At 45.3% G+C, this 23,507-nt stretch carries 24 protein-coding genes; 12 read left to right on the plus strand and 12 right to left on the minus strand.

Annotated features, from left to right (window positions below):
• The gene (locus Q1A86_RS08730; RefSeq protein ID WP_299805486.1) at positions 1-1,137 is read left to right on the plus strand and encodes an ABC transporter permease; all 1,137 of its coding nucleotides are present in this window, start codon (positions 1-3) and stop codon (positions 1,135-1,137) included.
• 238 nt (positions 1,138-1,375) lie between these two features.
• Here the strand turns inward: Q1A86_RS08730 and Q1A86_RS08735 are convergent, their stop codons facing one another.
• Positions 1,376-3,925: an Ig-like domain-containing protein gene (locus Q1A86_RS08735; protein WP_299805489.1), complete on the minus strand. Its 2,550-nt coding sequence runs from the start codon at positions 3,923-3,925 to the stop codon at positions 1,376-1,378.
• Between the two features lie 157 nt (positions 3,926-4,082).
• Positions 4,083-4,625: a ribosome biogenesis factor YjgA gene (gene yjgA, locus Q1A86_RS08740; protein WP_299805491.1), complete on the minus strand. Its 543-nt coding sequence runs from the start codon at positions 4,623-4,625 to the stop codon at positions 4,083-4,085.
• Between the two features lie 46 nt (positions 4,626-4,671).
• On the opposite strand from yjgA, the gene Q1A86_RS08745 reads away from it, so the two are divergent.
• On the plus strand, positions 4,672-4,821 hold the full coding sequence (locus Q1A86_RS08745) for a hypothetical protein (protein WP_299805493.1): 150 nt from the start codon (positions 4,672-4,674) through the stop codon (positions 4,819-4,821).
• Between the two features lie 11 nt (positions 4,822-4,832).
• On the plus strand, positions 4,833-6,173 hold the full coding sequence (pmbA, locus tag Q1A86_RS08750; RefSeq protein WP_299805495.1) for a metalloprotease PmbA: 1,341 nt from the start codon (positions 4,833-4,835) through the stop codon (positions 6,171-6,173).
• A gap of 85 nt (positions 6,174-6,258) precedes the next feature.
• Here pmbA and Q1A86_RS08755 read toward each other — a convergent pair whose 3' ends face one another.
• Positions 6,259-7,542, minus strand: a complete 1,284-nt coding sequence (locus tag Q1A86_RS08755) for an alpha/beta fold hydrolase (RefSeq protein WP_299805497.1) — start codon at positions 7,540-7,542, stop codon at positions 6,259-6,261.
• A gap of 198 nt (positions 7,543-7,740) precedes the next feature.
• Here Q1A86_RS08755 and Q1A86_RS08760 point away from each other — a divergent pair, with 198 nt between their 5' ends.
• From Q1A86_RS08760 to Q1A86_RS08780, 5 genes are all read left to right on the plus strand, one after another.
• Entirely contained in the window at positions 7,741-8,085 is a 345-nt protein-coding gene (locus Q1A86_RS08760) for a metalloregulator ArsR/SmtB family transcription factor (RefSeq protein WP_299805499.1), read from the plus strand.
• A gap of 45 nt (positions 8,086-8,130) precedes the next feature.
• Complete coding sequence (gene arsB / locus Q1A86_RS08765) at positions 8,131-9,168, plus strand: ACR3 family arsenite efflux transporter (RefSeq protein ID WP_299805502.1); 1,038 nt, start codon at positions 8,131-8,133, stop codon at positions 9,166-9,168.
• A 97-nt stretch (positions 9,169-9,265) separates the two neighbouring features.
• Complete coding sequence (locus tag Q1A86_RS08770; protein WP_299805504.1) at positions 9,266-10,276, plus strand: ArsJ-associated glyceraldehyde-3-phosphate dehydrogenase; 1,011 nt, start codon at positions 9,266-9,268, stop codon at positions 10,274-10,276.
• Between the two features lie 334 nt (positions 10,277-10,610).
• Positions 10,611-11,837, plus strand: coding sequence for an organoarsenical effux MFS transporter ArsJ (gene arsJ / locus Q1A86_RS08775; RefSeq protein WP_299805507.1), 1,227 nt, complete (start codon positions 10,611-10,613; stop codon positions 11,835-11,837).
• A gap of 265 nt (positions 11,838-12,102) precedes the next feature.
• Positions 12,103-13,482 (plus strand): sodium:alanine symporter family protein, encoded by a 1,380-nt coding sequence (locus Q1A86_RS08780; RefSeq protein ID WP_299805510.1) that lies wholly within the window; start codon positions 12,103-12,105, stop codon positions 13,480-13,482.
• A gap of 92 nt (positions 13,483-13,574) precedes the next feature.
• On the opposite strand, the gene Q1A86_RS08785 is transcribed toward Q1A86_RS08780, so the two are convergent.
• From Q1A86_RS08785 to Q1A86_RS08805, 5 genes are all read right to left on the minus strand, one after another.
• A complete protein-coding gene (locus Q1A86_RS08785) occupies positions 13,575-13,754 on the minus strand; it encodes a PA3496 family putative envelope integrity protein (protein ID WP_299805513.1) in 180 nt (59 codons plus the stop codon).
• Positions 13,755-14,085: 331 nt separating this feature from the next.
• The gene (locus Q1A86_RS08790) at positions 14,086-14,778 is read right to left on the minus strand and encodes a TorF family putative porin (protein WP_299805516.1); all 693 of its coding nucleotides are present in this window, start codon (positions 14,776-14,778) and stop codon (positions 14,086-14,088) included.
• Positions 14,779-15,027: 249 nt separating this feature from the next.
• The gene (locus tag Q1A86_RS08795) at positions 15,028-15,300 is read right to left on the minus strand and encodes an HU family DNA-binding protein (protein WP_012156924.1); all 273 of its coding nucleotides are present in this window, start codon (positions 15,298-15,300) and stop codon (positions 15,028-15,030) included.
• Positions 15,301-15,436: 136 nt separating this feature from the next.
• Positions 15,437-16,234 (minus strand): response regulator, encoded by a 798-nt coding sequence (locus Q1A86_RS08800; protein ID WP_299805520.1) that lies wholly within the window; start codon positions 16,232-16,234, stop codon positions 15,437-15,439.
• 81 nt (positions 16,235-16,315) lie between these two features.
• Positions 16,316-16,711 carry a hypothetical protein gene (locus tag Q1A86_RS08805; RefSeq protein ID WP_299805523.1) on the minus strand — a complete coding sequence of 132 codons (396 nt, stop codon included), beginning with the start codon at positions 16,709-16,711 and terminating at the stop codon, positions 16,316-16,318.
• A 166-nt stretch (positions 16,712-16,877) separates the two neighbouring features.
• Here Q1A86_RS08805 and Q1A86_RS08810 point away from each other — a divergent pair, with 166 nt between their 5' ends.
• Entirely contained in the window at positions 16,878-17,387 is a 510-nt protein-coding gene (locus tag Q1A86_RS08810; RefSeq protein ID WP_299805526.1) for a DUF4240 domain-containing protein, read from the plus strand.
• 117 nt (positions 17,388-17,504) lie between these two features.
• Here Q1A86_RS08810 and Q1A86_RS08815 read toward each other — a convergent pair whose 3' ends face one another.
• Complete coding sequence (locus Q1A86_RS08815; protein ID WP_299805529.1) at positions 17,505-17,813, minus strand: hypothetical protein; 309 nt, start codon at positions 17,811-17,813, stop codon at positions 17,505-17,507.
• Between the two features lie 310 nt (positions 17,814-18,123).
• Positions 18,124-18,429 carry a hypothetical protein gene (locus tag Q1A86_RS08820; RefSeq protein WP_299805531.1) on the minus strand — a complete coding sequence of 102 codons (306 nt, stop codon included), beginning with the start codon at positions 18,427-18,429 and terminating at the stop codon, positions 18,124-18,126.
• A 247-nt stretch (positions 18,430-18,676) separates the two neighbouring features.
• Here Q1A86_RS08820 and Q1A86_RS08825 point away from each other — a divergent pair, with 247 nt between their 5' ends.
• Positions 18,677-19,201 carry a DUF3016 domain-containing protein gene (locus Q1A86_RS08825; protein ID WP_299805533.1) on the plus strand — a complete coding sequence of 175 codons (525 nt, stop codon included), beginning with the start codon at positions 18,677-18,679 and terminating at the stop codon, positions 19,199-19,201.
• Between the two features lie 63 nt (positions 19,202-19,264).
• Here the strand turns inward: Q1A86_RS08825 and Q1A86_RS08830 are convergent, their stop codons facing one another.
• A complete protein-coding gene (locus Q1A86_RS08830; protein WP_299805535.1) occupies positions 19,265-21,007 on the minus strand; it encodes a bifunctional diguanylate cyclase/phosphodiesterase in 1,743 nt (580 codons plus the stop codon).
• 104 nt (positions 21,008-21,111) lie between these two features.
• Positions 21,112-21,423, minus strand: a complete 312-nt coding sequence (locus Q1A86_RS08835) for a prephenate dehydrogenase (RefSeq protein WP_299805537.1) — start codon at positions 21,421-21,423, stop codon at positions 21,112-21,114.
• 45 nt (positions 21,424-21,468) lie between these two features.
• Between Q1A86_RS08835 and Q1A86_RS08840 the strand changes: the two genes are divergently transcribed.
• Both Q1A86_RS08840 and Q1A86_RS08845 read left to right on the plus strand, forming a co-directional pair.
• The gene (locus tag Q1A86_RS08840) at positions 21,469-22,353 is read left to right on the plus strand and encodes a TraB/GumN family protein (protein WP_299805540.1); all 885 of its coding nucleotides are present in this window, start codon (positions 21,469-21,471) and stop codon (positions 22,351-22,353) included.
• A gap of 104 nt (positions 22,354-22,457) precedes the next feature.
• A complete protein-coding gene (locus Q1A86_RS08845) occupies positions 22,458-23,324 on the plus strand; it encodes a MaoC/PaaZ C-terminal domain-containing protein (RefSeq protein WP_299805543.1) in 867 nt (288 codons plus the stop codon).
• Positions 23,325-23,507 lie beyond the last annotated feature (183 nt).

A 23,507-nucleotide genomic window follows, 5' to 3' on the forward strand; every position in this document is an offset into this window, starting at 1 on the left:
ATGAGCTTACTACAGTTGTTCTGGGCTGAAATCAAAGCCGTATTGGCGGATAAGACTATCGTTATTACCGTGTTTGGTGGTGTCCTTTTTTATTCGATTCTTTACCCGTTGCCTTATCTCAATCAAGTCCCCACAGAGCAACAGTTAGTGGTGATTGATCATGACCACTCTTCACTCAGCCGAAAGCTTATCCGCGATGCAGATGCCAGCCCCAAAATTAAGGTGATTGCACAGCTTGGCTCTATGGATGAAGCCAAGCATTGGATTGAGACTGGCCGTGCTCACGGTTTACTGGTGATACCTGCAAACTTTAGGCGGGATCTATTACTAGGCTCGGGAGTGACCCTAAGCTATGGCGGCGATGCCAGCTACTTCTTGATTTACTCAGCGGTTGTTGAGGGACTTATCTCAGCGGGTTTAGATATCGGCAAGGACATCCAGCGTATAGGCTTATTGGCTAAGGGAGAAAACGCCACGGCAGTTAAGCAAAGCCTTAATGTGGTTAAGCTCAATAGCATTCCGGCCTTCAATCCAAGCTTAGGTTATACGCCTTATGTGGTACCGGGACTATTCCTGCTGATTTTGCATCAAACCTTGCTTATCGGCACCGGTATACTCGGGGCTAGCCAATGGCGAGAGCAAGGCTATTGGCGTAGCGTGAGTCCGCTTAAGCTCATATGCGGGCGTATGGCAGCCTTTATGTTTATCTACAGTCTGCTTAGCAGTTATTACGTGGGTTATTGTTACTATTGGTATGACGTTAGCCTGCAAGCCAGTTTAGGTCAGGTTTGGTTGCTAATGTTGCCATTTTTGCTTGCAACCAGTGCTGCTGGTATTGCCTTTAGTAGCTTGTTTACCCGCCGCGATCTGCCCACCCAGGTTTTGCTGCTGATCTCTATGCCAATTCTGTTTGTGTCTGGCTTTGTGTGGCCGACGGCGCTTATTCCCGATGCAGTGGTCGCCATCTCGCAAATCGTGCCTGCAGTGCCAGGCATTATGGCGATGCTGGAATTAAACCAGATGGGCGCCTCATGGCAGAGCATTATGCCCCAGTGGCTACAATTATGGGCGATGGTGGCTGTTTACTTTGGCTTAGCCTATTGGGGCGTATCAAAGAGATTAATGCCGACAGCTTAATTAACGGCTCATCTTGATTTGATTTGACTCAGCAAGACGCGGTGAACTCATCCATGAGGGCTTAACCGCAGCATCCATGCTGCAGATACTTGCTCCCTCAATACCAAGCTGATCTTCATTGGACTGTAAGATTCATCGAATTAGGCGATAGAATCAGATGAACCAGTGATAACTAAAAAGCCCGCAGTAACTTAAGTTACTGCGGGCTTTTTAATTCATGTTGAGATAAGTAACTGGTTTAGGTGCCGCTTAGCTCAACCATAAAGCCAATGCCTGATTCGACTGACTTTGGGGTTTTAACATCAATCGATACCGAGCTGCTTTTAGCTGGCTCGCCAACACTTGCCGGATCAATATCATTGGTTAGGGTAAAGCTGGTTACTGAGCCGTCTCTGCCATTACGATTAGGCACAGTAAAGGGTGATGCATCAAGCTCACCTTCGCTTGCTGTTGTGGCTAGTGTGGTTTGCGCTGGCATGATTTGATTTTTCTTATCAAAGAAACGTATTTCAAATGTGGCTGTGTCACCTGCTGCAATGGGGCTAGCGGTAATGTTATTGCGTGGTTTATTGGTATTAACCGTGCCATCTGGATTCAACTCAGTGAAAATCACCACATCATTTTGAGTTATTTCAAAATAAGCATCAGAGCCCGACATTGTCATTACTAGGGCTTTACGGATATAGGTCTTAGTTGCTTGTGAGTTGCAAAGACTTTCACATTGAGGGCCGTTAAAGAAGCCATCTGCTGCACTATATGGTTGATCTGGCTTGGTATTGAAATAGGGCTCACCTGAGTCATGTACGCCATTTTCATTATTATCTCTAAACGCATCGCCAAGGTCGCTAAAGCCACTCTCATGATAGGTTTCTCGGTCAAAACCATTACCTTTACAAGCTACCGCAGACCCCTTGCTATCGACACAGGCAAGTGCAATCGCACCGCCATCTTTGGCATCGAATACATTATTGCCATTAGTATCAAAAAACGTCTCATGTCCTAGAGCATAAGCGAGCACTGTAATGCGGTGATCGGTTGGGCGTGGCGTAGTAGAGCTCCACTCAACACTGCAACTGCCATCGACGATTAAGCAGCTAGGCTCAATTTGGCCGCCTTCGGCGGTAAAGTTAATCGTGGTGTCATCGGGGGCAGGGTTACCAAAGCTATCTGAAGCAAAAGCGGTAATTGTCGCTTTTACGTTATTAAAGTCACCGGCTTCAGGGTTAAGCAGGTTGCTCGATAAGCCAAAACCTAACTGCTGTGGCAAACCAGTGTTGATGGTGAGTTGCTCAGACTGAGTCGTTACAGATTCGCCATCACTGCTTGTAGCTGTTGCTAATACGCGCACAGGTGTTGGCATAGTGCCAGAAAGCACGGTTGTACTTACAAGACCTGCTGAGTTGCTGGTGTTGCTGGTATTTGTGTCGCCATTGGTAAATTTGATGCCGCCAACACTGGTGTCGAGTGAGAAGTCTACTGCTTGCTGTGCGATAGGCTGACCATTAGCATCGGCGACTTTAAACGTGATTAGCGATGACTCGCTTGAGCCTGTGCCGCCAGCGCCTTTGATGCGAATTGATGTTGGTTCCGCCGAGATAAAGCTCAAGTTGGCTAAGGTCTGGCTTGCGAGTGAAAAATCAAGTTCTGCGGTTAGGGTTTGGTTACCTGCAACGACGGATGCAATGATTTGGTCATTTCGCTCACTATTGCCACTGCAGCTAGTGTTTTGGAAAGTTGAGCTAGCGGTACCAGATAGGGTGGTCACTGGTGAGTCTATACTGGCGTTATTGCTTGATACACAGCTAGAGCTGAAGTTTACGCTAGTTGGAGTTTGTAAGCGGGTGTAGCTAGCATCGTCATTCTTAATGGCTAAATCGGCGGTCACACCGAAAGTACCGCCCGCGCTGACGGTGTACTTATCAGCCTCTAAAGGTAAGGTTGTCGCCAGTTCGTTCTCGGTAAAAGAGCTGCCATCTGCAGAGAAATGCCCGATAACAATAACACCATCTTCACTGACGGCATCTTTTGCTAGCACTTCGTAGAGACCTGAGCTTTGGTAGATTTTATCATTGTCATCTAAGGTCACTGAGAAGTTAGCCGCGCCAAGGTCGCTATCAGTAGGGGTGTAGCTGACCTGGGCAATACCGTTTGCTTTGGTCAGAGCAGAGCCAGGGTTTAAGTTTGCACTACCCGCCGTGAAGCTCGCCATCTTTCCAGCTATGCCTTGGCCTTGCTCATCTAAGAACTGAGCTTGTAGTTGTACTGTTTCACCCGCCTTGAACTGAGTCACAACGGCTGTGCCGTTGATGATGGCACTATTTAAAGTGAACTTAGGTTCAGATGGTGCAGTTGCCGAGGTCAATTCGAAGTTGCGGTTAGCATTGGCTGTGTTTGTCCCTTCGGCAAAGCTCGCCGTTAAGGTACCCGCTCCCTCAGCTCCTGAAGAATTACTCACAATCACTTCGGCTAGGCCGTTTGAGTTGGTGAGCTTGGTAGCAACAGAAAGTTCACCAAAAGTTGTTGAAAAAGAGATAAGCTGGCCGCTACGGTCGCTATTGTCTTGCTTTAAATGAGCGACGGCGCAAAAACTGCCATTGGCAGCAAAGCTGAGTGAGTCTGTTGGCTCGGCACAGGCACCATTTTCGACCGTTTTATAGCTTAATGAGAGAGAGTAGGTACCGCCGTTGTCGGTATCACCATTGTCATCCGATGCGCCATTACAGCCACCGAGTAAAGAAAGACAGAATAAAGATAGGGGAAGGCTAGCCAGTTTTGAGGGCGGGCGCATTTGCATATTCCTTAATGCTACATGTTTAACTGTATGTTTAGGATGGGCGCTTGCGTATTAAGCCTAGGAAAGACCAATAAAAAAGCTCCCAAAGTCGTGTTAAGACTTCGGGAGCTATTGTGTAGTTATATAGAAGTGATGTCTATATATGTAACGATTAATCTTTGATCTCGTTACGTAAATATTTACTTAATTCTTTAGCTGTCTTTGACGCTTCCATATCAGGGTTTTTCGTTAGTTCTTTTTTTGTCTGACGAATGTACTGACGAAGTTTCTGTCTATCAAATTCAGGGTGCTGCTCAATTAAGGCTTGTACTGCTGGATCGCCTTCAGCTAATAACTGATCACGTGTCTTATCAGCCACATTGGTTTTAGCACTTTCGTTGCTGTTTTGGTTCAGTACGTTCTTAATCGCGATCTCTAACTCTTCGAGATCAACATAACGCATTAGTTTACCAATGTACTGAATGTGACGACGGTGCGCTTCGGTATTAATTTTGATTGTTTTAGCTTTCAAAATATTATCGTAAAGCGTTTCATCAAGGTTTAGCTTCTGTACTTGGGTCTTACTAAGTGCAACTAATCTATTGCCATATTCTTGATAGATGGCGATTTCGCGTTTAGCGTCCGCTCTACTTTCGTAGTTCTCATCTTTGTCATAGGGCTGGTGGAAGTGTTCTGAGTCACCGACAATCTTCATATCTAAAAATCTCTTACAAATTCTGAGTTAATAATAACATCTATACTTGCTTATTTCCTTTCCTATTTTAGTCGTAGCACCAGCCAAAGCGGTGATTTGTTTATTGCTTCGCGCCGCGATTGTGCCTGTCGTAGAGGGATTATTTAATGTGATTGGTATTTGGGTTTGTTATGCTATCGCTATTGCCGACAAATAAAGAGTAGATCTGTGTCTTCACCTAGCATTGATATTGAATTGGATTCCTTGAAAGATGCCGTTTCGATGGCGCTGGAATATGCAAAAACATTAGGCACTTCTGGTGCAGAAGTTGCGATTAGTAAGCAGCAAGGCCTGTCTGTTTCGACTCGTATGAAAGAAGTTGAAACTGTTGAGTTTAATAAAGATGGCGCCTTAGGTATTACGGTCTTTAGAGATGGTTGTAAAGGCAGCTCATCGACATCAGACTTGAGCCCTGCCGCCATTCAGCAAGCGGTAAAAGCCGCCGATGATATTGCACGCTTTACTTCTGCAGATCCATATAATGGCTTGGCTGATAAGTCTTTGATGGCGACTGAGTTTCCAGATCTTGACCTATACCATCCACAAGAGATCTCTCCAGAAGAACTGACTCAGTTAGCGGTGCTTGCCGAAGAGGCTGCGCTAGATACCGACCCACGTGTAAAAACTTCAGATGGCGCCAGCGCTAACGCCCATTCAAGCGTTAAGGTTTATGGTAATAGCTACGGTTTCCTAAATGGCTTTTGCAGCTCTCGCTATAGCTTAAGTTGTGTGGCGATTGGTGAGCATGAAGGCGGTATGCAACGCGACTATGACTACACGATTTCGCGTAAGTTTAGCGAAATGGCTGCGCCAGAGATCATAGGTAAGAAAGCGGCAGAAAAAACAGCTGGTCGATTAGGTGGTCGTAAAATTGCTACGACACAACTACCTGTGTTGTTTTCACCTGAGATCGCCACAGGTCTAATTGGACACTTAGTTGGCGCTATTAGCGGTGGTAGCTTATACCGTAAGTCGAGTTTCCTCCTCGACGCTATTGACACTCAAGTCTTCCCTGATTGGTTCAGTATTCATGAAGATCCATTACTCGTCGGTGCATTGGCAAGTTCTGCATACGACAGTGAAGGTGTTGCTACCCAAGCGCGAGATATTATCGATAATGGTCGCTTAGCGACGTATCTGCTAACCAGTTACTCGGCGCGCAAGCTTGGCTTGACCAATACCGGCCATGCTGGCGGGATCTACAACTGGACCCTATCGACTACGGGACAAACCTTTGACCAATTGGTTAAAGAGATGGGTACTGGGCTTATTGTCACCGAAGTGATGGGCCAAGGCGTGAATACGGTCACGGGTGATTACTCTCGTGGCGCAGCGGGCTTCTACGTCGAAAACGGCGTGATCTTGTACCCAGTAGAAGAGATCACCATCGCGGGTAACTTGAAAGATATGTACCAGAATATCGTTGGTGTTGCTAAAGATCGCGATCTACGTTCGTCGATCCGCACTGGCGGGATCTTAATGGATAAGATGAAGATCGCCGGTAACTAAGGCATTTGCTGAATATTTTAAAAGGCTTCCTTCTGGAGGCCTTTTTTGTTGCTAGCAGCTTTTATCATTATCTGTTTTTTTATTGTCAGCCATCATGCTTAGCCGCGTGTTGCTTTTCAGTCTGTAGCCAAAATTGATGCAGCGCCTCAGCTAAGTTGTCGTTACTCAAAATACTGACATGATCTTCATTTAAACCGTAAACCCGTTCGGCCTGCTGCTGGGCCTTGTCTCTTAGCTGGCTATCTAAGCTAATCACCCCATCGCTGCTTTTCTTATTGATAATGCCACTGACTTTATAACCGAAAATCAGTTGGTGTGCTGGACGGCTTAAGTCGTTGCTATCGTCTGTCAAATCCTCTGCCAATCTATCTGTAAACAGCGTAGCAATAAAATCACTGTTTGGTGCTAGGTTACGCCATGCAGGCATCACTACGGGGGCGTAATCCACACCGCTTTGTGCCGACTCGACACCTGCAAATGGTGTCGATATAGAGGTAAAGCTGGCGATATCATCACAACCAAGCTGATTGCGGCACAGATCTAAATAGGCCTGAGTGACCAGGCCCCCCATGCTGTGTGCGACTAAGTGAAAAGTTTTAACGTCATAACGATAATCGATGATTTTTATCAGGCTATTGAGTCCGTTTGCCAATAGCTCGATAGACAAACCGCTAGGGTAGTTCATGACCCAAACCTGATATTTTTGCCTGTCTAGTTTAGCGATAAGTGGCGCAAAATCTCGTGCGGTACCGTTCATGCCATGAATGAAGAGGACGGGGATCTTACTTGGATCGAAATCATCGATAAAGAATAAGCCGCTGTTGCCTTGCTTGAGGTGGGTTATGGGTTTCCACATGCCGAGTTCTGCTATTTCTCTATCAAATTGCGGTGCATCCAAATCGGCTGGCTCGCCTATCTTCGCTGGACTGAACTTAACATTGAGTAAGTTGTTTAAGGGAGCACCGACTAAGGCTTGCGGATAGTTGTCTTGGGTCTTGCTAAGGTGCAGAAGCAGAGGTTTACTGGTGTCTTCAGGTAAAAGGTTAATGGAGAATGCTTCACCGACTTGAAATTGCAGATCGTTATTGGTGTCGTTAAACGTAAAAAGGTATTGGCTCTTGGTGTCGCCCGTCACGGTAATTTGTTGATTGCCGATCACGACTTCATAGCCATCGATTGTTTCGGCGTCGAGGCTTTGCAGTTGCACGAAGACAAAAGATTCAGCCTCATGCAGTGACTGAATTGTGACCCGATATTCGACATAGACACTGTTGAGCATATCGACCTCTTTCGCTAGATGACGAAAGTTGGCGCAGCTGCTGACGAGTATCATCAAGGTGATCGAGACAATTATTTTAAGCTTCTGCATCAGGAGGTCGTCCCTTGGCGGGCAGTGCCAATATCATTTAAATCATATAGATAACTTAGCAGTATTTTCACTCCATGTTTAATATTTTGCCTTTTCCATTCTAATCGTTTAAATACGACTTGAATATACGGTAAAACGTATATATTATTTTTCGTATATACTGTGTCCAGTAAATATTGAGTTTATCGAGAGATGATGATGACACCTTTAACTTTTTTTAAGGCGCTAGCCGATGATACGCGGTTACGTAGTCTGCTGTTGATCCAGGCTGAGTCTGAGCTATGTGTTTGTGAGTTGATGGCCGCGCTTGATGAGATCCAACCTAAGATCTCTCGCCATTTGGCGCAGTTGCGTAAGCTTGGCCTATTAGTGGATAGGCGTCAGGGGCAATGGGTTTTTTATCGTATTAACCCTGAATTACCTGTGTGGGCGAATGAGATCTTACAGACTCTGGCAAAAGAGCAGAGCGAGATGGTCGCAGTAAATTTAAATAAGCTGCTGCAGATGGGAGCTCGACCAGAGCGAGCTAAAAACTGCTGCTAATCAGAGTTTTGTTTGACTATTTATAATCATATTAGGCGAAATGTAATGGGTATTTTTGAGCGGTATTTAAGTGTGTGGGTAGGCTTAGCCATCCTTGCTGGTGTGTTTTTAGGTAATTTATCCCCCGATACGTTTGCTATCGTTGCAGGGCTTGAGTATGCCCATGTGAATTTAGTGATCGCTGTGCTGATCTGGGTGATGATCTATCCGATGATGATCCAGATAGACTTTTCGGCCATTAAAGATGTGGGGAAAAGTCCTAAAGGATTAGTGCTAACTCTAGTCATTAACTGGTTGGTTAAGCCCTTCACTATGGCAGCCCTAGGTTGGTTGTTCTTTAGAGTGTTCTTTGTCGACTTAGTCGACCCACAAACAGCTAATGAATATATTGCAGGTATGATTTTATTAGGCGTCGCGCCTTGTACGGCGATGGTGTTTGTCTGGAGCCAGCTCACTAAAGGCGATCCGAATTACACCTTGGTGCAGGTCTCGGTAAATGACTTGATCATGGTAGTGGCATTTGCGCCGATTACCGCCTTATTGCTCGGCGTGAGTGATATTCAGGTGCCTTGGGCAACCTTGTTATCTTCAGTGGTGCTATATGTGGTACTGCCTCTTGCCGCAGGCGTGCTAACGAGGCACCTGTTGCAGAAAAATGGCGATGAAACGCGACTGAATGGGTTTGTGGCTAAGTTAAAACCTTGGTCTATGTTGGGCCTTCTGGCCACGGTGGTATTGTTATTTGGTTTTCAGGCTGAAACCATTATTGCTCAGCCACAAAATATCGCACTGATTGCGATTCCTCTGTTGATCCAAACCTATGGCATCTTCTTCATTGCCTTCTTTATCGCCAAGCGGATGAAGCTGACTCATAAGATAGCCGCTCCGGCTTGCATGATTGCCACCTCAAACTTTTTTGAGCTAGCTGTGGCAGTAGCAATCTCACTGTTTGGCTTACACTCGGGGGCGGCACTTGCCACTGTGGTTGGCGTACTGGTAGAGGTGCCTGTGATGTTATCGTTAGTGGCGATAGCCAATCGCAGTCGTCACCTATTTGCTGAAGACGCTGTCACTCAGCAGTAGCTGCTCGCTCAGAACATAAACTTGCACTATATATTCGAGAAAGAATTCTAACTCTAAATTAAACTTAAACGATTTAATCACAGATTAAGAGACGACTATGACAATCAAAATTGGTATTAATGGCTTCGGTAGAATGGGGCGTCTAGCGCTAAGATCGGCATGGAGTAATGGCGATGTTGAATTTGTACAGATCAACGATCCTGCCGGTGATGCAGCGACATTGGCTCATCTGCTGACATTCGATTCAATTCATGGTCGCTGGTCTGAGGAAGCGACGGCTGACGGCGATGACATAGTGATTGGTGAAAGCCGCATTGCCACAACCCGCAATAAAGCGATTGCCGATACCGATTGGTCAGGCTGTGACGTGGTGATTGAAGCATCTGGAGTGATGAAGACGAAAGCATTGCTACAAGCCTATTTAGTTCAAGGGGTGAAAAGAGTGGTGGTCACTGCGCCAGTGAAAGAAGAGGGCGTGCTCAATATCGTTATGGGAGTGAATCACGATCTTTATAACAAGGAGCTGCACCCTATTGTGACGGCCGCATCTTGTACCACTAACTGTTTGGCGCCTGTGGTTAAAGTGATCCACGAAAAAATTGGTATCAAACATGGGTCGATGACAACCATTCACGACATTACCAATACCCAGACCATTCTAGATGCACCTCATAAAGATCTGCGTCGCGCTCGTGCCTGTGGGTTAAGCCTGATTCCAACCACAACGGGCAGCGCAACGGCTATTACCCATATCTTCCCTGAGTTAAAGGGCAAGTTAAATGGCCATGCGGTGCGTGTACCTTTGGCTAATGCCTCAATTACCGATTGTGTATTTGAGCTTAACCGTGAAACCACCGAAGCCGAGGTGAACAGCTTGCTAAAAGACGCGGCTGAAGGTGAGCTTAAAGGCATTCTTGGTTATGAGGAGCGTCCGCTGGTATCTGTAGATTATAAAACTGACCCGCGTTCGAGCATCATAGATGCGCCATCGACCATGGTGGTTAACGGCACCCAAGTGAAACTCTATGTCTGGTATGACAATGAGTGGGGTTATGCAAACCGCACCGCAGAGCTTGCCATTATGGTTGGTAAGATGGATCAGGCTTAAAGGGAAAAGCAGGACGCTTCGCTTCTAGGTTCTAGGAAAAGCAGGGAAATCTGAGACGAGTGGCCTGCGGCCTTACGGAACGTTCGCAGACTCACTCACGGAACGCTTAGCTTACGGTAAAGAAAAGATAGAAAATAGGTTGTAGGTTGGGCTTTAGCCCATCAAGCAGAGACGATGCAAGCTAAGACGGTTAAAGTCGGGAAAGCTGAGACGGTTAAAGACAGAGCCTGTCTGCTGTTATAGCTTTTGACTTTGCTTTCCTAGCAGCGAAGCGTTCTAGTAGTGGCGCAGCCACGTCCTCGTATCCTAGTTCCTTTTTTAAAGGTGGTAAGCTGTGTTAACAAAACTTCGTTCTTTGCCTGAAAGCGTTAAGCAATACTTAATCGTTACAGGTAACTACTGGGCATTCACGCTCACCGACGGTGCGCTACGCATGCTGGTGGTGCTGCACTTTTATGATTTAGGTTATACCCCGCTGGCGATTGCCATGCTATTCCTGTTTTATGAAATTTTCGGCGTGGTGACTAATCTCATCGGTGGCTGGCTAGGGGCGAGGTTAGGGCTCAATCGCACTATGAATATTGGCCTAGGTTTGCAGATTGCAGCCCTTTCGATGCTTTTGCTGCCAGCGGCTATGTTGACGGTTCCTTGGGTGATGGCGGCGCAAGCGCTTTCAGGGATAGCTAAGGACCTGAATAAGATGAGCGCCAAGAGTGCGATTAAAACCTTAGTACCGAAAGATGCAGAAGATAAGCTTTATCGCTGGGTTGCCATATTAACGGGCTCTAAGAATGCGCTAAAAGGAGCTGGATTCTTCTTGGGGGGCTTGTTGTTGTCTGTTGCTGGCTTTACTGGTGCAGTGGCTATAATGGCTGCGATGCTATTGCTAGTGTGGCTTGGCAGTCTTGTCAGCTTGAAAGCCGACTTAGGTAAGGCTAAGTCTAAGCCCAAGTTTACCGAGATCTTTTCTAAGAGTGATAGTGTCAACATCCTCTCAGCGGCGCGTCTGTTTTTATTCGCAGCCCGAGACGTGTGGTTTGTAATAGCACTACCTGTATTTCTTGCCAGCCAGCTTGGCTGGGAGCACAGCAGTGTCGGGGCATTTCTCGCTATTTGGGTTATCGCCTATGGCATGGTGCAATCTATAGCGCCTTCTTTTTCCGCAAGAAAGCGTGCGCCCGATGGCAAGGTTGCCACGCTTTGGGTCGGCTTACTGACATTGGTCACCGCAATATTGGCTGTGGTGATGTTTACTGGCTGGATCGCGCCACAATTGGCCTTGATTGTAGGCTTGATGATTTTCGGTGCCGTCTTTGCTATTAACTCTTCATTGCATAGTTATTTGATTGTCAGTTACGCCGGAGAAGATGGCGTATCGCTCGATATTGGCTTCTACTACATGGCCAATGCTATGGGGCGCTTACTCGGTACTGTGCTTTCCGGCTGGGTCTATCAAGAGGCGGGGCTTGCTGCTTGTTTGTTTATTTCGACTGCCATGTTGTTTGTTACTTTTGTTATCTCGTTCAAATTGCCTCGGACTAAAACTCAAATTAAAAGTTGAGCGCTGCTGTATTGCCATAGTGCCGCAAGGCGCTATGGTAAAACCATTAAAGTTTATTTTTCAACCTTCCCAAACGTTAACAATTCGTTGTACTCTGTTTGAAAGTTTGAGTCGGTTAATCATTCTTGAGAGCCTACTCGCTTTATTAGGACCTTTTGATCTTTCTAATCTAATTCAAGATCAAAAATGGAAGATCAAAAAGCCCTAGAGACACAATTATAAATATAAATAATAACGATAAATTCTCTGTATCGACGAGGTTTGAATGGAAGCTATTACGAATTTTATAAGCATGATCAATGGTGTGGTCTGGGGGACGCCCATGTTGATTATGATTCTTGGCGTCGGGTTATTCTTGACTGTTGGTTTGCGTTTGATGCCGATCTTAAAACTAGGCACAGGTTTTAAGCTGTTATGGTCGGGGCGGATCCCTGACAAAGATAAAAATATGAAAGGGGAGATCAGCCCCTTTAATGCCTTGATGACTTCACTGTCGGCCACCATAGGTACGGGTAATATTGCCGGCGTTGCTACCGCGATTTTCATCGGTGGTCCTGGTGCACTGTTTTGGATGTGGTGTACGGCGCTGGTGGGGATGGCGACTAAGTTTGCCGAAGCCGTGCTTGCCGTTAAGTATCGTGAAGTGGATGACAATGGTAACCACGTTGGTGGTCCAATGTATTACATCAAAAATGGCTTAGGTGCTAAATGGGCTTGGTTAGGTACCGCCTTTGCACTATTTGGTTCTCTTGCCGGGTTTGGTATCGGTAATACGGTGCAGGCTAACTCTGTTGCCGATGCACTCAGTAGTAATTTTGGCGTACCAAACTGGATTACTGGTGTGGTACTTATGGTGCTGGTTGGCGCTGTACTTATGGGCGGTATTAAGCGTATTGCCGATGTTGCGGGCAAACTTGTGCCTATGATGACCATTTTCTATCTCGCTGCCGGTGTTGCGGTTTTGGTCGTCTATGCGTCAGAGATCCCCGCTGCGATCGAGCTGATTTTGCATAGTGCATTTAATCCAGTTGCAGCTCAAGGCGGTTTTGCTGGTGCGGCGGTCTGGGCCGCGATTCGATTTGGTGTGGCGCGTGGCGTGTTCTCTAACGAAGCGGGTCTAGGTAGTGCTCCTATTGCCCATGCGGCAGCGCAGACTAACAACCCTGTGGCTCAAGGCTTAGTGGCTATGTTAGGTACCTTTATCGATACCTTGATCGTTTGTAGTATCACGGGTTTAGCTATTATCGTATCGGGTGCTTGGACGTCGGGCGAGAATGGCGCCGCATTGACTTCGTTTGCCTTTTCTCATGCCTTCCCGCTCGGTAACTATGTGGTGGCTATCGCTCTGAGTATTTTTGCCTTTACCACGATTTTGGGCTGGAGCTTTTACTGTGAGAAATGCGTGCAGTTCTTGTTTGGTATTAAAGCCATTAAACCATTCAGAATCCTTTGGACAATTGTGGTGCCGCTAGGAGCCGTGAGTTCGTTGGAGTTTATCTGGTTATTGGCAGATACGCTCAATGCCATGATGGCAATTCCTAACCTTATCGCCTTGGCACTATTGAGCCCTGTGGTATTTGGGTTAACTAGAGAGTATTTTCTGAAGAAGCGCCAGACTGATTTAGAGTCGCAAAAGGCCAAATAATCGCAATGTAGTTTGGTGGTATTATTCCTCATAAACTAAAAAAGCTCCTAGATATTATCTTAGGAGCTTTTCTTATAAGGGCTAAATGTTATTTATGCCCAAAAATCATCTTCACTTAAATCGCGTTTTAATTGCGCCATTTCAAGATAGGCTTCGAGGCGTTTTTTCACCTCTTTCTTATGTGCTAACTCGTCAGCAGCTTGCTTATTTTTTGGCGTTGTTAACGCCTCAATTTCTGCATCGTTGGGCACAAAGTCAATAGTCTGAGCCATCACGAATTCCTCTTTGCTAGGTATCCATTGGCCCGGTCGCTTTGTTAGCGGAAAAGGGTAATGCTGTCGATACCATCAGGTTAATAACTAAACAATGTAAGCGCTCATTGGCTTGCTTGGTTAAACCTTATTAGTGAGTGCTTATTTTGGAATTTAGCAGGATGTGATTTAAAAATATGCGATCTACGTAACAAAATTACATTTATAGTTCATAATTTATAAAAATAGCTATTTTTTAGTTGTTTGATGAAATAAAGCAACTAAAAGTGTCTGGTCACTCCTTTGGCTATTTATCCTAAATAATAGAGTAAATAGCCTTTTTAACAGTGAGTTATAGCTCAAAACTGTAGTTATAACCGAGCAAAACTTTTGGATCGTCATTTTTAAGATCTGTATCACTGACAGTAAAAGAGATGGTACCAAAATCTGTGTCTTTACTCAGGGCTAACGCGTAATCGGCATAGCTGTCTTCATCGTACCAAGCCGTGACGACATCGCCGCTAGAGTAACCATAATGGACTGAAATCGATAGGGTTTCAGAGATGGGGTAGGTGAGGGTCGTTTGCAGATAGTCCATGTCGGTATTATCTAGGGGTTCTGTTACCACCTCACTGCCTGCGTTTACTAGGTGAGAGTAACTGACAGCTATCCATTTCCAACTAATGGCCGCACTGACTTCACCTAGGTCAATGCTATCGTCAGCATCAGGGTAGGCGTAATAGAGGTAGCCGATGTCATACTCGAAGTCTTCGCCTATGCTACCAGCAAAGCCGGTATAGAAATCAATCTCGTAGCTTGTATCATCGCCAAAGTCGACATTAGAGGCCCAAGTGCCTGCATAGAAGCCCGAGTCATGGCTATAGTCGATGCCCCCTTGCACGGCTACAGCATCATTGGTTTGGGTGATACCACGCCATAGGTAGTTGGAGGTTGCGCCAATATTAGCCTCAACAGCGGCTTGCGCTGATGTACCGACTAGCGATGTAATAAGGATTATTGTGCCATTCATGAGTAACTTGTTCATTCTATTCCCCTTTAGCGAAACATTATTGTGTTTTTGATTCGTATTAGGATTAGCAAACTCTAAGCCAAAATATAATGTCAATTAAAACAATTGCTTAGTTTTGTTTGTTGTTTTTGTGGGAGCAGGAATGATTCATACTAGGGCAACAAGCACTGTGATAGGGCAGACTGGTGAGGGCAATTTTGATATTTTACAGATATAAAAAAACCTCCTAATGGAGGTTTAGTTATTAACTGCGGAAACAGTGATTTAGTTAACGCTATCTTTAAGCGTCTTACCTGCTTTGAACTTAGGTACGGTAGCCGCAGGGATCTGGATCTCTTTACCAGTCTGTGGGTTACGACCTGTACGCGCTGCGCGCTGCGTAGTTTCGAAAGAGCCAAAACCAACGATAGAGATTTTATCTCCATTCTTCATTGCTTCCGCAACTGTTTCTTCAAAAGATTTTAAGGCGCGAGCGGCTTCAGCTTTAGTTAGTTCTGCAGATTCAGCCATTTTTGCAACAAGTTCAGTCTTATTCATTTGAATAGTCTCTTCTTTCCGTAGATTTATTTGTTAGTAGCGTTATGTAACATGCCACAAGCCTTTGCATTTTAAAAGTGCTTTAACCCTATGAAATAGCCCTTAAAGTCAAAAATAGGGGCGATTTCTCAGTTTTTTACTCTTCTAGCAGCTGATAAATGATCTGTTTCACGGTATTTGGCTCAAAAGGCTTGTCGCACAACGCATTTACTCCAGCCTGAGATACGTTATTTAAATGGGTCTCATTGGCCTCCGATGACACCATCAAGATAGGTATGTGGGATTGCTGGCTATCGTTCCGAATAAACTGAGTCAGTGCCAAACCATCGACACTTGGCATATTGTAGTCGGTGATCACTAAGTCAAACATCTGCTGTTGCATCAGTTCAATGGCTTCCTGACCATCTTCTGCCTCGGTGATGAGCCTTAAACCTAGGTTGCTAATGGTGCGCTTAATGACGTTACGGGCCATCTTGCTATCATCGACCACCAGAACACGTAAGTCCTGTACATCGAAGTGGGTCAAGTCTAATTCGTCATGGCTGAGTAGGTCGATAGTGGCGTTTAATGCCTTACCTAAATGTTCAGCGGTAAAAGGTTTAGGCAGTATGGCGACAACGCCTGATTGACGATAGTCCTCAAGCTGCTCGCGGCGACACTCGCTAGAGACCAGCATAAATTGAATATCGCTAAAATGTTTTGATGACTTGATCTGTTGTAGCAACTCTAATGCGGTGCCGTCTTCATAATGCATGGCGCTGGCAACGAGATCCGGCTGGTGACGATTGATGATCTGCAGAGCCTGAGCAAGATTCGTGGCGGTTTGGATCTGTTTGACCCCTTCCTGTTCGAGGCGCTGACAGATGATTTTTCTTTGGGTGTCTGATGGCTCGACCAGCAAGATTGATAGTTCGCTTGGCTGTAAATGGCGCATAAATTAAGGTACCGATTTAATTGTATTTCTATTATGGGGGGCGCTGATGAAGCGTAAATGGAAATGATTGCCCATTAATGCTTATTCGGCGACCTCTTCTGGCTTTAAGTAGTGACGAGTTTTAGGGCTAAATGCTACCCAGAACTGAAATGTCATAGCAATAAGCGCTGCAACCACAATCGCGCCGATAGGGATATTCTGACCGTTAACGATGACTTTGACGTCTTCTGGGGTGATTTGGTAGGCGATAACGGCGGCCGTCGCCAATGCGAGTAGGGCTACCGTTTGAATAGTCAGATAGATCTTTAGCACTACCCCAGCCCAAAATCGGCGCATAAAAAGCCCATAAAGCACTGGAAATACCCCAAGGGTTAATAGATCGAAAGCTTGAGTCGTAAAGGTGCGCCAGAGGGCGGCAACTGCGAGTAGTGTGTAGATGAACATCAAAATCGCTAACAGTGGATGTGGTTTTGTCATTGGGTACCTAAGGTCGTCATATTTTTTATATAGTTGTTGCTTGGAGTGTAAAAAAAACCGCGGGTCGCGTCTATAACACAACTTATTCATCAGTGAGATTGTTTAGCTAAGCTGGCAGGGAATGCGCTAGAATAGCCAACATTACACCGTACTATTAGAGAATCCGATGACAGAATCTGAGTTTTGGGCGTTAGTGACCCGAACATCACCACAACAAGATCAAACAGAACTAGCCGAGGCCCTCAAACAGAAATTGAGCCCCTTGAGTAATGATGAACTGCGTGATTTTGATAAGATATTTGGTCAGCAGATGCGTCGTTCTTATTCTTGGGCTGTGTGGGGCGCAGCTTATATTATTACAGGCTGTGATTCTGAATATGCCTTTGCTGAGTTTCGTTGTTTCTTAATCTCTTTGGGCCAGGAGTGGTACGACAAAGTGGTTGAGTCGCCAGATGAGTTGGGCAATTTACCACAATGGCCAGAGAAAGACGGCTCTGCCTATCCTTTCGTCGATGAATACGATCTGATTGCGGGCCAACTTTATGAAGAGCGTGCCGATGATGAGCTACCTTATGTGCCATCGGGTCAGGCAAGTCCTGCTGGGAAAAAGTTCTCGCATAAGAAGAAGCAGCTTAAGGCTGCTTACCCACAACTAAGCGCGGCATTTCCTTTCTAAGTTGAATCGCTAGCTGTGAGATAAATAGCAAAACGAGGCCAAATGGCCTCGTTTTTTTATTGACCCCCTCTCTAGAGCTGGGCCCCTATGACTATTCGTCGTGAACTCATGTCATCGTTATTCGTGACAAACTGTAGATTCACTATCGAATTCTAGTCCATGAGTAGCACAAGCGAGCTCCATAAACTCTTGCTCAGAATCATGCATCTGCTCATCGAACTCCGCCTGTAGCTTTGACTCTAACACTTGGTCTGACTCTGCTTGATGTTCGGCAAGAATTTCGTAGTGTTCTGCAATGGCGGCTTTCTCTTTAGCGGTAAATTCATTGGCGTTAGCCTGGCCGATAAAGCTGAATGACATTAATAGTGCGGCGATAAATGCCATGCGGCCAGAAAAAGGGATTTTGGTAATATTCGAGTAGTTCATATTTGACTCCAAATAATAAAATGGGTAACCCGCTTCAGAAATCCTGACTCTTAGCTGCATAAATGTTGGCAAGCTTAGGAGCTTTCCTCGGTGGTACGCTTTAACTTGATACGAATGTTAGCGGATGTAACATGTACCGGAGCTGAATAAAAAGTGAACAGGTTTGTTGGTGGATATATACAGGCTGATTTGGCTTAAGCTAAGGCGAAGATCTATAAGACAGGTTTAAAGCTGAGAAATGTTAGCGTTAAATTAGAGTGAGAGGGCTAAACGCAACAGGCATTCACTAGCTATTTTTATTGGCTATTATTTATTCATTGGTCATGGTTTCACAATGAAAGCCTTGGCGCATGGAATCAAAGCCACAGTTTAAGCCGCATTCCCAGGGGGCACCGTTAAGCTTGTCGGATTCTTGCTGGGCATAGGCTTTACAGCTTGGGTAGCTGTCAAAATCGTCTTTCTTGTCATATCGACCGGAGTTGTAACCGTTTTTATAGATAAAAGCCGACCAGCTTTCAGACTGTGAAGCTGTTTCAGAGTGGTTGATACTGAAAATGGCAGCGGCCAGCCCACTAAATAAGACGATGACAAAGATGATAGGCGTTAATTTTTGCATGACTTTAACTTTGATTCTGACGAGGTCATCTTAGCTTAACGGCTAAGCAGGCAAAGCTAAAGTGGCATTTTGGCTGCGCCGTTAGACTGAGATGCAATTTGATGCAACTAGTTTGTTTGTAATATGGTCTACTAATATGACTATGTTAAGTACATTAACTAAATTATCTAGTTAAGCTGCGATACAGCTTTTGTATTATATAGTTAAGTTATTAATGATTAGCTTATATTCAACCGTGGAGGCACATATGAATGTTAAACATATACTGGTAGCGGGGATACTCGCATCTAGCTCAGCTTGGGCGGCAGATGAAGCGGTTGAAAACCCAGTGACTGAAGACGGTATCGTAAAAATTGAGTGGCAAGACCCAGATAGTTTTCGTGATATCCGCTCGAGTGGCGATATTCAATCCCGTTTCGAGCAGCGTACCTTCGATCAGATGACCAAGAGTTTAAATAAAGAGGCGAGCAAAATTCTTAAGCCCGAGCAGAAGCTGGAGATGGTGGTGACCGATCTGGACCTAGCCGGAGATGTGAGACCGACATTTGGTGCCACGACTAACGATCTAAGAATGGTCAAAGATATCTATCCACCGCGCATTACTTTTAGCTACAAAATACTTGATGGTGATCAGGTGGTTATGGCTGGTGATGAGAAGCTGACGGATATGAACTTCATGTATTCAATTAATAAGATGAATAATCAACCATATCGATATGAAAATGCGCTACTGGCAGCTTGGCTTAAAAAAACGATTAAGCCGAATCTGTAGTTAACTTAAGTTTTCTATCATCTCATTTTTAGTGTTATTAGCGTAGTAAGTCCTCGTTGCGGCTTATGCGCTAATCTCTGTTTCTAGCGAAAATACACTAATTGAACTTTCAGCTTGTTTTGCCTGCTTTTTTGCCTGTGCACTATAGAGTGACAGTTGATGTTCATTACAGTCGATGGTGATTGAGGGCGGAAGTATTCCTACGCTAAGAGAGATAAGCTCGTGGTAGCACTGTAGCCCATTTCTATCTTCCGCTAACATCTGTTGATCTTGCCAATGTTGTCTAGAATAAAAAGATGACTTCGCTGTCTCGAAATCATCAATAATTCTCATTGCTTGGCGTTCAATATCCGCACATGTACTGATAATGACAAAGTCATCCCCTCCCACATGGCCGATAAAGTTACTACTGGTTTGCTGGCATAAGAGTAGGCGAGAGACCTCCATTATCACTTCGTCGCCTCGGCAGAATCCGTAGATATCGTTATAGGGTTTAAAATGAGATAGGTCAAAGTAAGCTAGGTAGAAAGGCTTGTTTTGTTGGCGTAATCTCAGCAGCTCTTCTTGAATGGGAATATTGCCCGGGAGTCCTGTTAACGGGTTTGCGTGTCTCGCAATAGCAATTTTCTGATCGGTGATTTTAGCTAACAGATCTTTGGTGTGGCCAATACCTAGCAACTTTCCTCGTTTGAGAATAATAAATTGCTGCACCACAAGATCGGTAGACTCCTTAGTTAGGCGTTGGCTGACTTGGGATATGGGCATATTGGCTTCGATACGAATAAGCTCAGCAGTCAATACCTCATCGACGGCTCTGTGTTCGTGAAGCGCACGGCCGTAGGGGGTGCTAAACAGCTCTATCACTTGGCTTCTTAGTACTAATCCAATCACCAATTCACCTTGCATTACCACTATGGCTTGAAGGTTGGGTTGCTGGTTAAATGTCTCACCTATCTGTTTAAGTTTGCTATTAAACTGGCAGGTTGTGGCTCTGCTACAAAGGCTTTCAGCTGATTCGGCAAATCGTACCTTTGGTGTAGTCGCTTCCAAAGTGGGTTCAAATGGAATGTAGCGATTGGGAGAGTCGGTTGGGCGGCCGAGTAGAAAGCCTTGGCAGTAGATAATTCCTAACTGTTTTAATACTGCTAATTCCGATTGAGTTTCAATTCCTTCGGCGATCACCTTACAGCTTAGGTTTTGGCACAGGTTGATGATAGAGCGAACAAATTCCTGCTTTACCGATGAGCTATCTATCGACTCGATAAAGTGGCGATCAATCTTCACATAATCTGGTGCCAGTTCAGACCAGAGTCTTAGACCAGAATACCCAGCTCCCAAGTCATCGATCGCCGTGAGAAAGCCTTGGCTGCGGTAGTGGTTTAGGCAAGATTTTAGTAGATCGATATCGTCGGCAGGGTATTGCTCCGATAACTCAATGACGACCTGAGATGGATGTAGCCCTAGCTCTTGAACTAGGCTCAGGGTGAGGCCTTTAGCGTGATTTGGCTCTAACAGCGCCTTGGGTGAAATATTTAGGAATAGCTTGCCGGGTAACTGAATATTTTTAAACTGTTGAATGGAGATCCGTCGACATAAGGTTTCAAGCTCTGATAGACGACCTTCGTAAGCCGCAGTTTTAAATAGTGGTACAGGGGAAAATAGTGGACTATGCTCAGGTCCGCGGCTTAATGCTTCAAAGCCATGAACTTTATGGGTAGAGATATTACATATGGGTTGAAAAACGGCTCTGATTTTTTCCTTGTCGATGATCTTTGACAGTTCTAGTTGCAGATCGATTGCGGACATCCTTTCCTACCCAATATTGTGTTAGGTAGCAAAGTGTATGACACCGGTGTGACAGCTAGATGACAGATATCAATCCGTTAATAACGGATTGATATTGGCTTGAATTACTTTGCGTTGGATTTAAAAGCCTGCATGGTTTGCAGTAATAAACCAAGCTTAGGAACGTAGCCTTCGAGGCCCTTGGTCATTGACTCAGGATCTTGAATAAAGCCTTCCATCTCGGCTGCAAGCTCTTGCACATAAGGGGTAAAGCGGTTGCTTTTGGTGGTAAAGCCTTCTGATGCACTGAAGATAGCATCAAATTTTACGTGGCCCGCTTTTTTAAGCTCATCCAGTCTCGCGTCAGCATCGATGGCTTGGCGGTAGGCGGTTTGCAAACTGGCTTTAAGTTGCTCGATAACCTGTGTGTGTGGCATAACAGCCTCTCAATTAGAAATTTTGCTGAATTATAAGGGGCAAGGATGATAGCAACAAGTGTCGTTAGGCGTTTATTCACCTCAGTAGGGCTAGCCATGCTGTTTGTGTCATTGGCCACTAAAGCTGCCCCCAGTGATAAACCGCCATTTTATCAAATCTCATATCAAGGACAGATAGCCTACCTTCTGGGCTCAATCCATATTGGCGAGGCCAACTTTTTCCCTTTGCCTGAGCAGGTCGAGCAGGCGTATCAAGAGTCTGCGGGGTTAGTCGTTGAGGCTGACATAAGAGATGCCAATGTACCAGCCCTACTCGCTAAGTATGGCTTAAAGCAGCTGCCTATCGATGTTGAAACGCAATCCATACTGTCCCAATATTGCCAAGATAAGCTGAGTTTCTGTGCTGCAATTCAAAGCTATGCACCTTGGCTACAGTCGATGCAGGTCAGCATAGGGCGTTATGCCGCATTAGGCTATAGCGGGGCCTATGGGGTTGACGCCGTGCTGTTGGAAAAGGCAGGAGCCAAGCCTATATATGAACTCGAAAGTGCCGAGTTTCAATTTGAACTCTTGTCATCATTCGATGCCGATACTCAATGGAGCATGGTGCGAGAGGCGATAGAGGCTCCTGACTCCGATATGCTTAAGTTAATTTCAGTCTGGCGTAGTGGTGATGAAACCGAGCTAGCCGATTTGATGGAGGGGGAGATGCTCCGCGAAGGCGAAACTGAAATGGTTGAGAAAATGCTCTGGGGACGTAACCAAACGATGGCGCAAGAAATCATTAAATTGATGCAATCACCTGAGACTGCGCAGCCACTGTTTGTTGTCGTGGGGGCGGGTCACTTAGTTGGTCAAAAAAGTGTTCAGTCTTATTTACTGCCTTTAGGGGCAAAGACTAAAAACTGTTGGAAACAGCAGTGTTTATAAGATGAGTTTTCTTCACTCAGGTCGCGATTATCGAGTTTGGTAGTTTTGAGGTATAATACGCCGCCTATTTTGGTTTCCCTGTCATTTTGAAAGGTTTTATCGGTTTGAATAAAGAATACTGTATCGATTTAAAGGCGTTGCCGTCGCTATTCACTCTTTATCGTAAGATATTTTTTGGACGCAAGCCCGGTTGGGACGAGCAGCCGCTGCCTATGATCAAAGTGACTAGCGAAAATGTGGCTTTGTCTCAGGACAAGGTGGCTCAGTACGCCAAAGTTTGTGGGTTCGATTTTGATGGTAAGACATTACCACCGACTTACCTATATGTGATGGCGTTTAGGCTACATGCGGTTATCTTTACCCATGACGCTATTACCTTCCCGTTGCTGGGGATGATCCACCTTAAAAATAGCATCACCTTACACCGTAGTGCTTGCGTCGATGAAAAGTATAATATTCAATGCGCGCTGACTTGTAGTCGTATAACAGATTCTGGTCTTGAGTTTGACTTGGTTTCTAAAGCCTACGTTAGCGATGAGCTTGTGTGGGAGTCTGTGTCGACTTATCTGTACCGTATTGAAGGTAAGACTAAGCGCGTTCGTCCACCTAAGGCCAATGACATGGCTTGGCAAGAGCCTGTGAGCTGGAGTCTAGCCGAAGATTTAGGTCGTCGTTACGCCAAGGCATCGGGTGACTATAATCTTATCCACCTGCATCCTGTCATGTCGAAGCGCTTTGGTTTCGATCGTGTTTTGGCTCACGGCATGTGGTCGAAAGGACGTTGTATCGCTCAGCTTATGCCAAGTATTGGCGATCGTGCCTGCCAGATCGATGTGGCTTTCAAACTGCCGCTATTTATGCCGAGTAACGTTAGTTTTGCCGCCGAGCAGCTTGAGGATAAAACCGTATTTGAGCTCAGAGATCAAAAAGGGCGTCGTCCACATCTTAGCGGTGAAATTACTTTCTTATAAGCCTTGTCTAGTCCCGAAATAGGTTGACGGTAAAAGGGCGCTTTAAGCGCCTTTTTTGCATCATGAAAATCCCTCATCTAGCAAGTTTGAGCGTAAAGTCGGCAAAAAAATAACCAGTTTGTTGACGTAGATTACAAAAAGCTAAAATAACAATGCTTTTGTGTTTTCTAGCTATCTGAGATC

The sequence above is a fragment of the uncultured Shewanella sp. genome (genome assembly GCF_947497935.1).
Taxonomy (GTDB): Bacteria; Pseudomonadota; Gammaproteobacteria; order Enterobacterales; family Shewanellaceae; genus Shewanella.

Coding starts and splice junctions, on each gene's coding strand:
- Q1A86_RS08830 (WP_299805535.1), bottom strand. CDS start 21,007: ATGTCCGCAATCGATCTGCAACTAGAACTGTCAAAGATCATCGACAAG.
- Q1A86_RS08785 (WP_299805513.1), bottom strand. CDS start 13,754: ATGGCTCAGACTATTGACTTTGTGCCCAACGATGCAGAAATTGAGGCG.
- Q1A86_RS08815 (WP_299805529.1), bottom strand. CDS start 17,813: ATGAACTACTCGAATATTACCAAAATCCCTTTTTCTGGCCGCATGGCA.
- Q1A86_RS08770 (WP_299805504.1), top strand. CDS start 9,266: ATGACAATCAAAATTGGTATTAATGGCTTCGGTAGAATGGGGCGTCTA.
- Q1A86_RS08730 (WP_299805486.1), top strand. CDS start 1: ATGAGCTTACTACAGTTGTTCTGGGCTGAAATCAAAGCCGTATTGGCG.
- Q1A86_RS08790 (WP_299805516.1), bottom strand. CDS start 14,778: ATGAACAAGTTACTCATGAATGGCACAATAATCCTTATTACATCGCTA.
- Q1A86_RS08840 (WP_299805540.1), top strand. CDS start 21,469: ATGATAGCAACAAGTGTCGTTAGGCGTTTATTCACCTCAGTAGGGCTA.
- Q1A86_RS08760 (WP_299805499.1), top strand. CDS start 7,741: ATGACACCTTTAACTTTTTTTAAGGCGCTAGCCGATGATACGCGGTTA.
- yjgA (WP_299805491.1), bottom strand. CDS start 4,625: ATGAAGATTGTCGGTGACTCAGAACACTTCCACCAGCCCTATGACAAA.
- arsB (WP_299805502.1), top strand. CDS start 8,131: ATGGGTATTTTTGAGCGGTATTTAAGTGTGTGGGTAGGCTTAGCCATC.
- Q1A86_RS08755 (WP_299805497.1), bottom strand. CDS start 7,542: ATGCAGAAGCTTAAAATAATTGTCTCGATCACCTTGATGATACTCGTC.
- Q1A86_RS08800 (WP_299805520.1), bottom strand. CDS start 16,234: ATGCGCCATTTACAGCCAAGCGAACTATCAATCTTGCTGGTCGAGCCA.
- Q1A86_RS08810 (WP_299805526.1), top strand. CDS start 16,878: ATGACAGAATCTGAGTTTTGGGCGTTAGTGACCCGAACATCACCACAA.
- Q1A86_RS08835 (WP_299805537.1), bottom strand. CDS start 21,423: ATGCCACACACACAGGTTATCGAGCAACTTAAAGCCAGTTTGCAAACC.
- Q1A86_RS08795 (WP_012156924.1), bottom strand. CDS start 15,300: ATGAATAAGACTGAACTTGTTGCAAAAATGGCTGAATCTGCAGAACTA.
- Q1A86_RS08805 (WP_299805523.1), bottom strand. CDS start 16,711: ATGACAAAACCACATCCACTGTTAGCGATTTTGATGTTCATCTACACA.
- Q1A86_RS08820 (WP_299805531.1), bottom strand. CDS start 18,429: ATGCAAAAATTAACGCCTATCATCTTTGTCATCGTCTTATTTAGTGGG.
- Q1A86_RS08780 (WP_299805510.1), top strand. CDS start 12,103: ATGGAAGCTATTACGAATTTTATAAGCATGATCAATGGTGTGGTCTGG.
- Q1A86_RS08825 (WP_299805533.1), top strand. CDS start 18,677: ATGAATGTTAAACATATACTGGTAGCGGGGATACTCGCATCTAGCTCA.
- Q1A86_RS08735 (WP_299805489.1), bottom strand. CDS start 3,925: ATGCGCCCGCCCTCAAAACTGGCTAGCCTTCCCCTATCTTTATTCTGT.